General features: G+C 67.0%; 14 protein-coding genes and 1 pseudogene. 9 read left to right on the top strand and 6 right to left on the bottom strand.

Features of this window, described 5'->3' with window-relative positions; all coding sequences use genetic code 11:
- Positions 1-38 precede the first annotated feature (38 nt).
- Genes peaB through peaD form a run of 3 tightly spaced genes read left to right on the top strand, consistent with a single transcriptional unit; the run spans position 39 to position 2,939 of the window.
- Positions 39-1,472 carry a quinohemoprotein amine dehydrogenase maturation protein gene (gene peaB / locus LXM55_RS21610; RefSeq protein ID WP_233322250.1) on the top strand — a complete coding sequence of 478 codons (1,434 nt, stop codon included), beginning with the start codon at positions 39-41 and terminating at the stop codon, positions 1,470-1,472.
- Position 1,473: 1 nt separating this feature from the next.
- Positions 1,474-1,797, top strand: coding sequence for a quinohemoprotein amine dehydrogenase subunit gamma (gene qhpC, locus LXM55_RS21605; RefSeq protein WP_233322249.1), 324 nt, complete (start codon positions 1,474-1,476; stop codon positions 1,795-1,797).
- Positions 1,798-1,820: 23 nt separating this feature from the next.
- On the top strand, positions 1,821-2,939 hold the full coding sequence (peaD, locus tag LXM55_RS21600; protein ID WP_233322248.1) for a quinohemoprotein amine dehydrogenase subunit beta: 1,119 nt from the start codon (positions 1,821-1,823) through the stop codon (positions 2,937-2,939).
- An 87-nt stretch (positions 2,940-3,026) separates the two neighbouring features.
- On the opposite strand, the gene LXM55_RS21595 is transcribed toward peaD, so the two are convergent.
- From LXM55_RS21595 to LXM55_RS21585, 3 genes and pseudogenes are all read right to left on the bottom strand, one after another.
- Positions 3,027-3,428 (bottom strand): lysozyme inhibitor LprI family protein, encoded by a 402-nt coding sequence (locus tag LXM55_RS21595; RefSeq protein WP_233322247.1) that lies wholly within the window; start codon positions 3,426-3,428, stop codon positions 3,027-3,029.
- Positions 3,429-3,467: 39 nt separating this feature from the next.
- A complete protein-coding gene (locus LXM55_RS21590; RefSeq protein ID WP_325169909.1) occupies positions 3,468-3,917 on the bottom strand; it encodes a GFA family protein in 450 nt (149 codons plus the stop codon).
- Positions 3,918-3,968: 51 nt separating this feature from the next.
- Positions 3,969-4,790: pseudogene (locus LXM55_RS21585) on the bottom strand (ADP-ribosylglycohydrolase family protein); the annotation flags it as partial.
- A 121-nt stretch (positions 4,791-4,911) separates the two neighbouring features.
- On the opposite strand from LXM55_RS21585, the gene LXM55_RS21580 reads away from it, so the two are divergent.
- The 3 genes from LXM55_RS21580 (at position 4,912) to LXM55_RS21570 (ending at position 6,856) form a co-directional block, all read left to right on the top strand.
- The gene (locus LXM55_RS21580) at positions 4,912-5,370 is read left to right on the top strand and encodes an SRPBCC family protein (protein WP_233322246.1); all 459 of its coding nucleotides are present in this window, start codon (positions 4,912-4,914) and stop codon (positions 5,368-5,370) included.
- Between the two features lie 87 nt (positions 5,371-5,457).
- Positions 5,458-6,261, top strand: a complete 804-nt coding sequence (locus LXM55_RS21575; protein WP_233322245.1) for an aminoglycoside phosphotransferase family protein — start codon at positions 5,458-5,460, stop codon at positions 6,259-6,261.
- Positions 6,262-6,544: 283 nt separating this feature from the next.
- Positions 6,545-6,856 carry a hypothetical protein gene (locus LXM55_RS21570; protein WP_233322244.1) on the top strand — a complete coding sequence of 104 codons (312 nt, stop codon included), beginning with the start codon at positions 6,545-6,547 and terminating at the stop codon, positions 6,854-6,856.
- 6 nt (positions 6,857-6,862) lie between these two features.
- On the opposite strand, the gene LXM55_RS21565 is transcribed toward LXM55_RS21570, so the two are convergent.
- Positions 6,863-8,188 carry an aminotransferase-like domain-containing protein gene (locus LXM55_RS21565; RefSeq protein ID WP_233322243.1) on the bottom strand — a complete coding sequence of 442 codons (1,326 nt, stop codon included), beginning with the start codon at positions 8,186-8,188 and terminating at the stop codon, positions 6,863-6,865.
- 89 nt (positions 8,189-8,277) lie between these two features.
- Here LXM55_RS21565 and LXM55_RS21560 point away from each other — a divergent pair, with 89 nt between their 5' ends.
- Positions 8,278-8,910, top strand: coding sequence for a LysE family translocator (locus LXM55_RS21560; protein ID WP_233322242.1), 633 nt, complete (start codon positions 8,278-8,280; stop codon positions 8,908-8,910).
- A 25-nt stretch (positions 8,911-8,935) separates the two neighbouring features.
- Entirely contained in the window at positions 8,936-9,280 is a 345-nt protein-coding gene (locus LXM55_RS21555) for an antibiotic biosynthesis monooxygenase family protein (RefSeq protein ID WP_233322241.1), read from the top strand.
- Positions 9,281-9,308: 28 nt separating this feature from the next.
- On the opposite strand, the gene inhA is transcribed toward LXM55_RS21555, so the two are convergent.
- On the bottom strand, positions 9,309-9,995 hold the full coding sequence (gene inhA / locus LXM55_RS21550) for an isonitrile hydratase (RefSeq protein ID WP_233322240.1): 687 nt from the start codon (positions 9,993-9,995) through the stop codon (positions 9,309-9,311).
- A 92-nt stretch (positions 9,996-10,087) separates the two neighbouring features.
- Here inhA and LXM55_RS21545 point away from each other — a divergent pair, with 92 nt between their 5' ends.
- Positions 10,088-11,071 (top strand): GlxA family transcriptional regulator, encoded by a 984-nt coding sequence (locus LXM55_RS21545; RefSeq protein ID WP_233322239.1) that lies wholly within the window; start codon positions 10,088-10,090, stop codon positions 11,069-11,071.
- Positions 11,072-11,087: 16 nt separating this feature from the next.
- Here LXM55_RS21545 and LXM55_RS21540 read toward each other — a convergent pair whose 3' ends face one another.
- Positions 11,088-13,526, bottom strand: a complete 2,439-nt coding sequence (locus tag LXM55_RS21540; RefSeq protein WP_233322238.1) for an alpha/beta hydrolase — start codon at positions 13,524-13,526, stop codon at positions 11,088-11,090.
- Positions 13,527-13,538: the final 12 nt, after the last annotated feature.

Raw genomic sequence — 13,538 nt, 5'->3', positions numbered from 1 at the left:
CGCAGGCCCCGACAGCGGGGTGTGCACAGGAGGTTGTAATGGGCGCAATTCTGAATCTGGTGGAGCGCAACCTGCATGAAGTGCAGGTCGACGCCAACCGCATGCTGTTCCATATCCCCAGCAGTTCGCTGTTTGCCAGCGATGCCCTGACCGGCAGCATCATCGATGCCCTGCGCGGCCCGGGCTGTACCCCGCAAGACCTGATCCAGCGTCTGGCCGGTAGCTATGACGGTGCCGAAATCAGCGACACCCTGCGCGAGCTGATCGCCCTGGAACTGGTCAGCGACGGCTCGCCCCTGACCCCGGAAATCGGCGTCAAGCGGGTCGAGCGCACGGCGATCAATACCGTGGTGCTCAACGTCAATACCGGCTGCAACCTGAGCTGCACCTACTGCTACAAGGAAGACCTGGACAAGCCCTCGGCGGGCAAGAAGATGGGCCTGGACACCGCCATCGCCTCGGTGGAAATGCTGCTGCAGGAATCCCCCGACGAGGAGCGCTACACCGTGGTGTTCTTCGGCGGCGAGCCGCTGAGCAACCGGCCGCTGATCGAGGCCATGGTGGACTACTGCGAACAGCGCTTTCGCGCCGCCGGCAAGTTCGTCGAGTTCGTCATGACCACCAACGCCACGCTGTTGACCGAGGAGGTGGTGGACTACCTCAATGCCCACCGTTTCGGGCTCTCGGTGAGCATCGACGGGCCCAAGACCGTGCACGACCGCAACCGCATCACCGTGGGCGGGCAGGGCACCTATGACGTGGTGCGGCGCAAGGCGCAAATGCTCCTGGCGCGCTACAACAGCCGCCCGGTGGGCGCCCGGGTGACCCTGACCACCGGCGTCACCGATGTCGAGACGATCTGGGATCACCTGTTCAACGAGCTGGGGTTTGCCGAGGTGGGGTTCGCCCCGGTGACCTCCGGGGACATCAGCAGCTTCAACCTCAGCGCCGAGGAGCTGATCGAAGTCTTCGCCAGCATGAAACGCCTGGGGCGGCGTTACCTGGAAGCGGCGCTGGAGCACCGCAACATCGGTTTCTCCAACCTGCACCAGTTGATCACCGACATCCACGAAGGCCACAAGAAAGCGCTGCCCTGCGGCGCCGGGCTGAAGATGCTGGCGGTGGACCACAAGGGCGAGCTGAACCTGTGCCACCGCTTTACCGGATCAACCTTGCCGACCTTCGGCAACGTGCATGACGGCGGGGTCAAGCAGGTGGAGCTCAACGACTTCCTGTCCCAGCGCCTGGACCGCAGCAACACCGGCTGCGACAGCTGCCGCATCCGCAACCTGTGTTCCGGGGGCTGCTACCACGAGAGCTACGCCCGCTACGGCGACCCCGCGCACCCGACCTATCACTATTGCGAACTGATGCGTGACTGGGTGGATTTCGGCATCGAAGTCTACAGCCGGATCATGGCGCACAACCCTGCGTTCATCAGCAGTTACATCACTCCGCGCAAGGCTCACTGACATGAAACATCTCAAGCCAATCAATAACAAAGCTCAGAAACTGACCGCGGCGGCCGCCGAGGACCGGATCGAAGAAGTGCTGGCGATGAACACGGTGGCCGGGTGCGCCTCGACCACCGACCCGGGCTGGGAAATCGACGCCTTTGGCGGGGTCTCGTCGCTGTGCCAGCCGATGGAGGCCGACCTCTACGGCTGCTCCGACCCATGCTGGTGGCCGGCCCAGGTGCCCGACATGATGAGCACCTACCCCGACTGGAACAAGGACGCCCAGGCCTCCAACGACAACTGGCGCAACCTCGGCACTGTCTTCCCGAAAGACAAGTGATGAACAACAAGAAGGATTCCAGCATGCATAGCATCAAAGCCTGCGGCCTGGTCGCACTCGCGGTTCTCGGCGCCTGCTCGTTCAGCGTTCTGGCCGATGAGGGGCTGGCCCTCAACAGTGGCCACGAGTACCTGGTGACCACCAACTACCCGAACAACCTGCACGTCATCGATCTGGCCAGCGACAGCCTGTACAAGACCTGCAAGATGCCCGACGCCTTTGGCCCCGGCACCGTGCAACTGTCGCCGGACCGCAAGGTCGCCTACGTGTTGAACAACCACTACGCGGATGTCTACGGCGTCGAGCTCGACAGCTGCAAGCAGGTGTTCCACGCCAGCATCACCCAGCACCCGGGGGAGAAGGCGCGCTCGATGTTCGCCTTCACCGTCAGCCACGACGGCAAGGAGCTGTACACCGTGGCCAACCCGACCCTGCTGCTCAATGATCGCTACGAGGTCAAGGAGCCGCGGCTGGATGTCTACGCCACCGATGCCGGGCTCGACGCCAAGCCTGTGCGCAGCTTCCCCGCGCCGCGCCAGCTGACCATCATGCAGAGCGGCGACGACGGCAGCCTGTATGTGGCCGGGCCGGACCTGTACAAGGTCAACGTGCAGACCGGCCAGTTCGACGTGCTGATCCCCAGCCGGCACTGGAAACGCCCCAACTACAGCGCCCCGGACGTGCTCTACATCTGGAACCAGCAAACCTACCGCCACGACTTCTCGCTGCTCTACACCGCGGCGAAATTCAAGGACAAGCAACAGGACCCGGCGACCGCCGAGCCGCTGTACGGGCTGTTCAGCATTGACTTGAAGACCGGCAAGACGGAAACCACCGACTTCGGCCCCCTGACCGAGATCTACTTCAGCGGCATGCGCTCGCCCAAGGACCCGAACCTGATGTTCGGCGTGCTCAACCGCCTGGCCAAGTACGACATCAAGCAGAAGAAACTGCTCCAGGCCGCGACCCTGGAACACTCCTACTACTGCCTGTCGTTCAACAAGGCCGGGAGCAAGATCTACCTGACGGGGACCTTCAACGACGTGGCGATCTTCGACGCGGAGAGCCTTAAGCAGGTGGGCAAGATCACCTTGCCCGGTGGCGACATGGCGGCCACCACGACGCAGATCTTCATTCGTTGAGCCGCCTCCATCGGCCTGCCCGGCTCCTGACCTGGGAGCCGGCTTGCCGGTGGATGGGCCGGCAAGTCATGCAGCGGTACACCGCTCCTACAGGCCCGGTACCGGGCAGCTCAAATCGCCTTCCTGGCACTTGAGGTAGGTCTTGAAGTTCTCCACCCGGGCCTTGGTCAAGGCCGTGACGCAGTTGCTATGGACCAGTGGGTAAACGCTGCCGCCTTCGACCCCCGAGGACGAGAATTCGCACTCGGCATCCCGGAACGCCACCCAGGCCCGTTGTGCACTGACCAGCAGTTTCCGGGTCTGTGGCTGGTCTTTCAGGCGCAGGTTGATCTGCTGGTAGAGGTTGTTCAGCTGCTGGTCGGCCGCCTGGAGTTGCCGGCCGGCGCACTGGTTCATGTCGGTCTGGGTGGCGGCACTGTCGCACTCGTCGGCCTGGGCCAACGGGGCGAGCAGCAGCGGCGCAAGGGCCAGGAACAGGATCGGACGCATGGAACATCTCGCTATCGGGTCAAGAGGTAGGAGTACAGCCTAGCCGCGGCTGGGCTGCCATTCGGGCCAGCTGTCCAGCCCTTCATGGGCCAGCCAGGGCACATCGTGGGAGGTCCAGATATGCACCTGCGGCATTTGCCCCGGATCATCGTCCAGGGTCGCTACCCGCAGGATCACATGGGGCTGGCCCGGGCGTTCCGCCAGCAGATGAGAACCGCACACCGAGCAGAAGTGCCGCAGCTTGCCTGGCGACGATTCGAACGAACTGAGCAACTCCTGGCCCCGGGTCCAGCGAAAGTGCTCGCGCATCACCCCGGCGGTGGAGGCAAAGGCCGCGGCGTGGGCCTTGCGGCAGGTCTGGCAATGGCAGTGGCCGATGGGCATGTCCAGGCGCTCGACTCGATACTCTACGGCCTTGCACAGGCAACTGCCGTGTAGCGGCCGGCAGGGCGCGCGGCGTTGGGCGGCGGCCAGCAGGTTGTCGGCCATGGCCTGGATCTCCTCGGCCATGTGCAGTCTGCCCAGCCAGTGTGGCGGTATGCCCTGGACCCCATAGAAGGCCCCGGCCAGTTGGCCGACGATGGCCGCCGTGGTGTCGGCGTCGTCCCCCAGGTTGGTGGCGGCCAGCACCGCCTCGGCGTAGCTGGCGCTGTGCTGGAAGCACCACAGGGCGGCTTCCAGGGAATCGACGCAATAGCCATTGCCGCGAATCTCCTCGCGGCGTTTGTCCAGGTACTGCCCCCGGGCCAGGGCCGCGACCTTGGGTTGTTCAAGGCGCGGGTCGTCGAGTGTTTGCAACTCGGCCTTGGAGGCGCCGGCCAAGGCCTTGGCCAGCAGGCCGGCGAACAGCTGGCAGCACTCGACGGCTTCAGCGGCGCCGTGGGTGGTGCGCGAACTGGCGCCGGCCAACTCGCGGACCTGGGCCAGGTCCGGGTAATGGAACAGCACCACCGGTGCCAGGCGCATCAGCGAGCCATTGCCGGCGGTCTGCGGGTCGCTGGAACCGGCGAAGGGCTGGCCGTGCTCCTGGTAGTCGGCCAGGGCCTGGCGCACGGTCATGCCGATATCGAAGCATTCGCCGGTGGCGCTCAGGTAACCCCATTGCCACCAGTTGAGGTAGCGCCCCATCTGGTCGGCGGGGTCGAAGCCGTCCTTGTGCAACAGGCTTTCGCCCAGGCACAGCGCCATGGACGTGTCATCGGTCCACTGCCCGGCCTTGAGGTTGAACGGGCCACCACCCAAGAGGTCGGTGACCGGGGGGAAGCTGCCCCGTGGCTTGAATTCGACGCTGGTGCCCAGGGCATCGCCGCAGGCCAGGCCGAGCAGGCTACCGCGGTAGCGGTCGGTAAGGGTAAGGGGCATGGCAAGTCCTTTGCGGAATCAATTCGGCGACGACATTAGCATTTTTCAATGCGTCGCCAGCCGCTCGATAAAGGTTGCGCTCGACTCAGAGAGGTCTAGTGTTCATCACTGGAGGTGACCCATGAATTCTTCAGATCGCATCGAACGCAAGATCCTGCTCAAGGCTAGCCCGACCCAGGTCTGGCAGGCCCTGAGCGACGCCGAGACCTTTGGCCGCTGGTTCGGCGTGGCCCTGGCCGGCCAGCGGTTCATGCCCGGTCAGCGGGCCCGGGGCGCGGTGACCTACCCAGGCTACGAGCACCTGACCTGGGATGTGCTGGTGGAGCAGATGCTGCCCGAGGAGTTGTTCTCCTTCCGCTGGCACCCTTATGCCATCGACCCGGCGCAGGACTATTCGGTCGAACCCACCACCCTGGTGCAGTTCGAACTGGAAGAGCACGCCGGCGGCACCTTGCTGCGGGTCACCGAAGCGGGCTTTGACGGCATCCCCGCCGAGCGCCGGCTCAAGGCCTTCCGCATGAACAGCCGGGGCTGGGACGAGCAGATGAGCAATATCGAGAACTACCTGCAGCCGGGCTGAAGCACAGCCGCGTCAAGCGGCAAGTGGCGGGTTGCAGATCAGGTCGTGCCGCTTGAAACTTGTCGCTTATCGCCTGGAGCCGCTCCCTTGTTTGAAACCTATGTAAACCGTTGGTGCCTGACGCCGGATGGCGACCCCATCGTCACCTCGGGCAGCCGGCTGTTGCCGGTGCGTCTGCAAGACGGTGCGCCGGCCATGTTGAAGATTGCCCTGGACGAAGATGAGCAGGCCGGCAACCGGCTGATGGCCTGGTGGGCCGGGGAGGGCGCGGCGCGGGTCCATGCCCAGGAGGACGATGCACTGTTGATGGAGCGCGCCATGGGCGCGGAGTCATTGATGCGCATGGCCCTGGCCGGCCAGCACGATGAGGTCAGCCATATCGTCTGCGCCACCCTGCAAACGCTGCACCGGCCGCGGGCGCAACCCCAGCCATCGCTGGTGCCGCTGGATCGCTGGTTTACCGACCTGCGCGAGGCGGCGGCGCAGCAGGGCGGGTTGTTCCTGCGCTGCCTGGCGCAAGCCGAACAACTGCTGGCCACGCCCCGGGAACCGGTGGTGCTGCACGGAGATGTACACCACGACAATGTGCTGGATTTCGCCGAGGGCGGCTGGCGGGTGATCGACCCCAAGCGGGTCCATGGCGAGCGTACTTTCGATTTCGCCAACCTGATCTGCAACCCGGATTTGCCCAGCGCCACCGACCCCGTGCGTTTTGCTCGCCAGGTGCAGGTGATTGCCCGGGCCGCGCAGCTGGAGCCGCGACGCCTGGTGCAATGGGTGCTGGCCTTCAGTGGTCTGTCCGCCGCCTGGTTCCTCCAGGACGATCATCAGCCCGGAGCGCAGCACCAGCTCAAGCTCGCGGCGTTGGCCGCCCAGGCACTGGAGGGCTGAGCTAGGGGTTTGCGTAGGTGCGGTATAGCGAATTTCCTACACGCGCTGTAATTCAATGCGCCTTCTGCGGACCCGGCTTTGTGTTTAATCTTCCTTCCCACAACTGCAGCGCAGGAAGCGCTCAGGATCACGGAAGATCGACCATTAGCACGGATGCTGCAGACAGGAAGTCATGATGGTCTTGGAAAAAACCCGCTTCGGCGGGTTTTTTTTCGTCCGGCTGTTTGTGCCTGCTGCTTGGGTGCGCTGGCCGCTTTGATACTTCAAGCAGTGGAACCTGAACGTGGCAGTTTTTATTCAGCCCGGCGCTAGCCGCGGGCGTATGGGCAATTGGCCGCGATGGCGGCAGGTCGTGGTGCTGGGGGCGGCGCTGGTTCCCACATTGAGTTGGGGCGCTGCGTCGTGCAACAGGCCGGATTGCCCCGGCCTGTTATCCACGCTGGCCTTTATCCTGGGGGCTTTTGTCCTGGCCAATATCATTGGCGCGCTGTGGATGATCGGCCGGAAGATCACGTCGATCTGGCGGCGCTGGCGTGATCCGAAGGGCAGTACGGCTGGCGAACCGCCCGCCACGGATGATGCGCCCGGCCATTGACGCCGCTCAGCGGGTGATTTCGTTGCGGACCTTCTCCAGGGCCTGCTGCAGCAGCGGCAGGCCGATGGAGCCCAGGGCCAGGCGCAAGGCCTGGGGCACGTGGGCGGTGGTGGCGAAGGGTTCGGCCGAGGTCACGGTGATTCCCTGCTGCTCCAGGGCTGACACGACCGCATCGGCCCGCAGCCCTTCCGGCAGTTTCAGCCAGAGAAAATACGATGAGGGGTAGGCCTGGTAGTCGCAGCCCTTGAGCACCCGCGCGGCCAGTTGCTGGCGGCGCCGGGCGTCGTTGCGCTTCTGCTCTTCCAGGCTGTCCACCAGCCCCGACTCGATCCAGCGGCAGCCCAGGGTCACGGTCAGCGACGGGGTGCTCCAGGTGGACACGCGAATCGCCCGTTCCAGGGCCGGGATCATCTCCAGCGGCGCGACGATGAACCCCAGGCGCAACCCCGACGCGACGCTTTTCGACAGCCCGGAAATGTACAGCGTGCGTTCCGGGGCCAGGGTCTGCAGCGGCACCGGCGCCGGTTCGGCGAGAAAGGCATAGGCGCCGTCCTCGATCAGCAGCAGGTCATGCTCGCGAGCCAGTTGCACCAGGCGCCGGCGTTCGACCAGGGGCATCACCGTGCCCAGCGGGTTGTGCAGGGTCGGCATGCAGTACAGCGCCCGCACCGGGCGCCGGCGGCACAGGGCCTGCAGGGCGTCGAGGTCCATCTGCCCGTTGTGCTGGGGCAGCGGTTCCAGATCCAGGCGCTGGACCTGGGCCAGGGTCTTGAGCCCCGGGTAGGTCAGGGCGTCCACCGCCAGGATGTCCCCGGGCTGCAGCAGCGCCAGCACGCTCACCGCCAGCCCTTGCTGGGCACCATTGACGATCAGTACCTGTTCGCCCGCGACGCGGATTTCACGGTTGCGCAGGTGGCGTGCCGCGGTCTGCCGTTCATGGGGGCGGCCGCCCTGGGGCGCGGAATGCAGCAGCGCATCCAGGTCGCCAGAGGCGGCAATCGCCCGCAGCCCCTCGCGCAGGCTTTCCGCCTGGCCGGGCAGGGACGGGTAGTTGAACGCCAGATCCACCGAGGCGGCGCGGGTCGGGTGCTGCTCCAGGCCCATGCCCCGCGGCAGGCTGGTGTCGCGGACAAAGGTGCCGCGCCCGGGCTCGCCGACCACCAGGCCGATGGCCTCCAGCTCGTGATAGACCCGCAGCGCCGTGGCCAGGGCCACCTGCTCGCTGGCCATCAGCGCGCGCACCGTGGGCAGTTGGGTGCCGGGGCACAGCTGGCCGCTGCGGATGCGCTGGGCGAAGTGGTCGACGATGGTTTTGTAGCGGGTACGGCGCATGTTCGGCCACCTTATGTATCTAGAACACTTTTTTGTTTGTATCAGATAGGGGCTCTAATCTAGCGACTTTTGCGCAGGAGCACACTGGCATGCCGGACTTGACCACCCTGTCGATCTTCCTGGGCGCGGTGCTGCTGTTGCTGCTGTCACCGGGACCGAACATGGCGTTTGTCATCAGCCACGGCGTGGCCTACGGCTGGCGCGGTAGCGTGGCTTCGGGGCTGGGCATCGGCGCGGCGGATATCGGCCTGACCCTGCTCACGGCCACCGGGGTGACCGCCGTGGTGGCCAGCTGGCCGCCAGCGTTCGAGCTGATCCGCTATGCCGGGGTTGCCTACCTGCTGTGGCTGGCCTGGAAGGCCCTGGGCAAGCGCGGCGCCCTGAACCTGGCCGACCCGGCGCGGGTGCCGCTGTCCACGGTGTTTGTCCGGGCCTTGTGCAACAGCCTGCTGAACCCCAAGGCGCTGCTGTTCTTCATGGTCTTCCTGCCGCAGTTCGTGCGCCCGGAGCGCGGCAGCATCGCCGTGCAACTGGTGGTCCTGGGCTTGCTGCTGACCCTGGTCAGCGGGGTCTTTCACACCAGCCTGGGGATCTTCGGCGCGGCCCTGGGCCGTGGCTTGCCCAGCGGCGATTCGCGGCTGGCCCGCTGGCAATCCTGGCTGCTGGCGGCGGTGCTGCTGGCCCTGGCCCTGCGCCTGGCGCTGCTGGCGCGCCCGGTCTGATTCATTACCCAAACGGAGTTTGCCCATGTACATCGCCGCTTTTATCTACCAGCCGGGCCAGCGCGACGAGGAGTTCCACCGCCTCAGTGCACTGATCGATGAAATCGCCATCAGCCTGCCGGGCTTCGTCGGCGCCCAATCCTGGACCAGCGCCGACCAGGGGCTGATCAACGCCAGCTACTACTGGGAGGACGAAGCCTCGATCCAGGCCTTTGCCAGCCACCCCAGGCACCTCGAAGCCAAGCGCCAGTACCGGCGCTGGTACGCCGGTTACCAGGTGGTGATTTCCAGGGTCGAGCGCACCTATGGCGATGGCGCCATTACCCAGTTGCTCGGCAATGCCCGCCAGGGCCCGGTGCAGCGCGCCTGAGCGGTGCCCGGAGCCTCAGCCGGTGTGGTCAGCCGGCGTGCAACCTGGCCGCTGCGCGCAGGGTGATTTCCCGGCGTTTGTGCAGCGAGTCCGTGGTGCGCTGGCGGGCTAGCTGCACCACGCTGGCCGGCGCGGTGTCCGGGCTGCCGGCATCGAACGGCGGCGCCGGGGCGTATTCCAGTTGCAGCTGCACCAACTGCGCGGTGGCGGCGTCGAACAGTTCAGCGGCCAGGGTCAGGGCGAAGTCGATGCCGGCGGTGATGCCGCCGCCGGTCAGCAGGTTACCGTCGCGAACCACCCGTTCCCGCACCGGGATCGCCCCCAGCGGCGCCAGCAGTTCGTGGTAGGCCCAGTGGGTGGTGGCGCGCTTGCCCTGCAGCAGGCCGGCGGCGCCGAGCACCAGGGCGCCGGTGCACACCGAGGTCAGGTAGCGCACCCGGGCCGCCTGCTGGCGGATGAAGGCCAGGGTCTGCGGGTCTTCCATCAGCGCCCCGACCCCGGCGCCACCGGGGATGCAGAGCACATCCAGCGGCGGGCAGTCGGCAAAACCGGTGGTGGCCTGCAGCACCAGCCCGGAGCTGGCAACCACTGGCCCCGGTTCCTTCCAGATCAGCTGCACCTGCACATCCGGCAGCGAGGCCAGCACGTCGTGGGGACCGGTCAGGTCCAGCTGCTGGACCTCTGGAAACAACAGAAAACCTATCTGTAACGCCATGGCCTGTTCCTTGTGTCGATGAAGTGGACGGCCTGACTCTAGCGCTCTAGGCTTTGGCGCATTCGCCAACCTGCCCTCGATTTACGCCAATCATGCCCACTGCGCCGAAAAACGTATTTGTCCTGGCTTTCGCCAATCACCAGTTGCTGGATGTCACCGGCCCGTTGCAGGTGTTCGCCTCGGCCAATGACCGGGCCCGTGGCCTGGGCCTGCCCTTGCCCTACCATCCGCGGGTGATCGCCAGCCCGGGTGGGGCAACCCTGAGTTCATCGGGGCTGGCGCTGCTGGCCGATGCCCTGCCAGCGCCGGAAGTGGCCTGCGACACCTTGATCGTTGCCGGCGGTTGGGGTGTCTACGAGGCGGCTCGGGACCCGCAACTGGTGGCCTGGGTCGCCCAGCGCGCGGCGACCTCGCGGCGGGTGGCTTCGGTCTGCACCGGGGCCTTTCTGCTGGCCGCCAGCGGCTGGCTGGACGGGCGCCGGGTGGTCACCCACTGGACCCGCTGCGAGCAGTTGGCCGAGCAATACCCGCAGCTGCGGGTGGAGCCCAACCCGATCTTCATCAACGATGGCCCAGTGTGGACCTCGGCCGGGGTCACCGCCGGCATCGACCTGGCCCTGGCCCTGGTGGAGGCCGACCTGGGGCGCGAGGCAGCACTGGAGGTGGCCCGGCAACTGGTGGTGTTTCTCAAGCGCCCGGGCGGCCAGTCGCAGTTCAGCGTGACCCTGTCGCTGCAAAACCAGGGCGGGCGTTTCGATGGGCTGCACGCCTGGATCGCCGAGAATCTCAGTCGCGAGCTGACGCTGCCGGTGCTGGCCCAGCAGGCGCGCATGAGCGAGCGCAGCTTCGTTCGCCACTACCGCGCCGACACCGGCCAGACCCCGGCCCGGGCGATCGAGCTGATCCGGGTGGAAACCGCGCGGCGCCTGCTGGCCGACACCGGCCTGCCGATCAAGCGCATCGCCGCGCAATGCGGTTTTGGCAGTGAAGAAACCCTGCGCCGCAGCCTGCTGCGGGCCCTGGGGGTAACGCCCCAGGCCTACCGCGAACGTTTCGCCGCCACCGAGCAGGCCTGAGCCCGGGGTGCGCGGTTCAGCCTTCGACCAGGCTCAGCTGGCCGTCGGCATACCGCACCTTGCGGCCGACCCAGGCCGGGTCCACCTGGGGCAGCACCGCCGAGGGCTTGCGCAGCTCGCGCAGCAGGGTCGAACCGTGGGACAGGCGCCCGCCCATGCGCGCGATCACCGCCCGGGCCTGTTGGTAGTGGGCATGGCGCCCGGGGTCGAGGGTGTCTTCCAGGAGAATGTCGACCCCCAATACGCCCTGGACCTGCCCCGGATAGATCATGAAGCCCGCGGCCTGTTCGCTGCCTTCGCGCCCGTCCTGCCAGAAGCTGCCACCACGGCTGCGCACCTGCTCGTGGGGGGCGAACCAGTAGCCGCGCTCGGCTTCGGGCACGGCGTGGTGCAGGCGGAAGAAGATCCGCATCAGGTTGTCCCGGTACCACTCGCGCACTTGCAGGTAATAGCCGCGCATGCCCGGCAGGCCCAGGCGGTGGGCCAGGGCAATGGCCGGGTGCCACTGCGGGAAGGCTTGCAGCGGCAGCTCGGCGCAGGCCGGGCGCGGGGTGCCGGGGTCGGTTTCCCAGGGCAGGCGATGCGGGCTGTGGTTCAGGTTGTCGTAGGCGGTGGGCGGGCGCCCCAGCAGCGCGCCGCCGCTGCTGGCCAGGGCGGTGGCGATGCACAGGTTGCCCTGCACCACGAACACGTAGAAGCGGCTGAACCAGTCCGCCAGTTGCTGGCCGTCGGCCCCGGCGCCTTGCAACTGCGCCAGCTCCCGGTCAAAGCGCCGCAAGCCCGCTTCCAGGGTCAGCAAGTGGCCGCGGGCGATGTGCTGCATGCGCAGGAAGCGCGGCAGCGAGCGCAACAGCCGCAACGGGCGCAAGGGCAGCTCTGGGGTGGCGCCGCCGACTTCGCCGGCATAGCGCGAGGAGGGCAGGCCCCAATCGGCCAGCCGCGCCAGGAACAGGTCGTTGTTGATGTAGGAAGCGCCGCCGAACAGCGCGGTGAAGGGCTCGTTGTCCTGCAGCACCCGGGCGTCCCAGCGCGCCATGATCGCCGGAATGCTTGCCGCCGTGCGGCGCTGGCCGTACTCGACGAAACGGCTGGGCTGCGGCGGCAGGATCTCGGCGATATTGGCCGCGGTCAGGTGCCGGCGCCAGCCGTAGTCGCTGATCGGGCGGTACTGCAGCAGCCACAGTTGCTGGCCGTCCCAGGCCCATTCGACATCGCCGGGCACGTAGTGAAAGGTCTTCAGCACCCCTTGCAGGAAGTCCCACAGGGCGCTGGCGCTCAGGCCCTGGGTGCTGGCGAAGGCGCCGCTTTCCCAGGCCGGGCCCAGGCGCGAAAGAATCGCCCGCTGCGGGCTGACCTGGCCGTCGGCGAGGCATTCCAGATGGCCTTCGACCCATTCCAGTTCCACCGAGAGATGGCGCACGAAGGCGATCCCCGAAAGAGTCGGCTGGATGAAGCGCTGCACCACCACTTCCTCGACCCCGGCGTCGCGCAGTTCGCTGATGCGCGCGGGCACGTCCGCGCTGGCGACCCGCAGGTAAGTGGTGCTCAGGCCGGCGTTGGCCGAGTCGGCCTGGTCCTCGCCGTAGCTGGAGGAGCGCACCGCCCACAGCGCCTCGGGCTGGCTGCCGAGCAGGGCCGGCAGGCGCGGGTCGCCGGCGCTGTCCAGGGACAGGGCGCTGGGCACCGGCTGGCCGGCCAGTTGCGCCAGGTGCAGGCGGCCGCCCTTGGTGTGGGCGACAAAGCCCGGGTCGGCGGACTCCAGCCAGGCGACGAACTCGGCCGGCGCATCGATCCAGGGGTAATGGCCCCAACCCGGCTGCAGGCTGACCCGCAAGTCGGCCCGGGCCAGGATCGCCGACCAGGCCGCGGCCTGGGCCACTCCCAGCAGCCGGTCCTGATCGCCCCAGACCAGGTGCACCGGGTCCTTGATCCACTCCAGCAGCGGCAGCGCGGTGTCGGCCCGCAGCTGTTGCCACAGCGGCACGAACGCCCGGCAGCGGGCATAGCCCGAACCCATGCGCCGGTACTGCTCCTGGGTCCACGGCTGGCGCGAGAACTTGCCGGCGAACAGGGTTGGTTTATGGCTCAGCAGGCCATGAATCAGCAGGCGCGCCGGCAGCGGCGACATCAACGCCGGCAAGCGCCGTTGCCAGAGAAAGGCCCCCACCGGCGACAGCAGCACGCTGCGGCAGAAATGCCCGGGGCGGCGTTGCAGGGCGTGCAGCACGATCAGCGCGCTGACCCCCACCGCGACAATCGCGTTGCCCGGCGCGGTCATGCCCAGCAGGGCCTCGGCGTATTCACCCAGGTCCTGGCAGGGCGGCAGCGGGTTGTCGCCAAACCCCGGCAGCTCCAGGGGCTGCACCTGATAGCGCTGGAAGTGCGGCAGGGCATCGTCCCACCAGTCGGCGGCGCTGCCATTGCCCGCCAGCAGGTACAACAGGGGCTTGCTCATGGGCGTTCCTCA

Source organism: Pseudomonas sp. Au-Pse12 (genome assembly GCF_021341665.1).
Classification (GTDB): Bacteria; Pseudomonadota; Gammaproteobacteria; order Pseudomonadales; family Pseudomonadaceae; genus Aquipseudomonas.
Note: the sequence above shows the minus strand (reverse complement) of the source record. Positions and strands in the feature narration are given on the sequence as shown.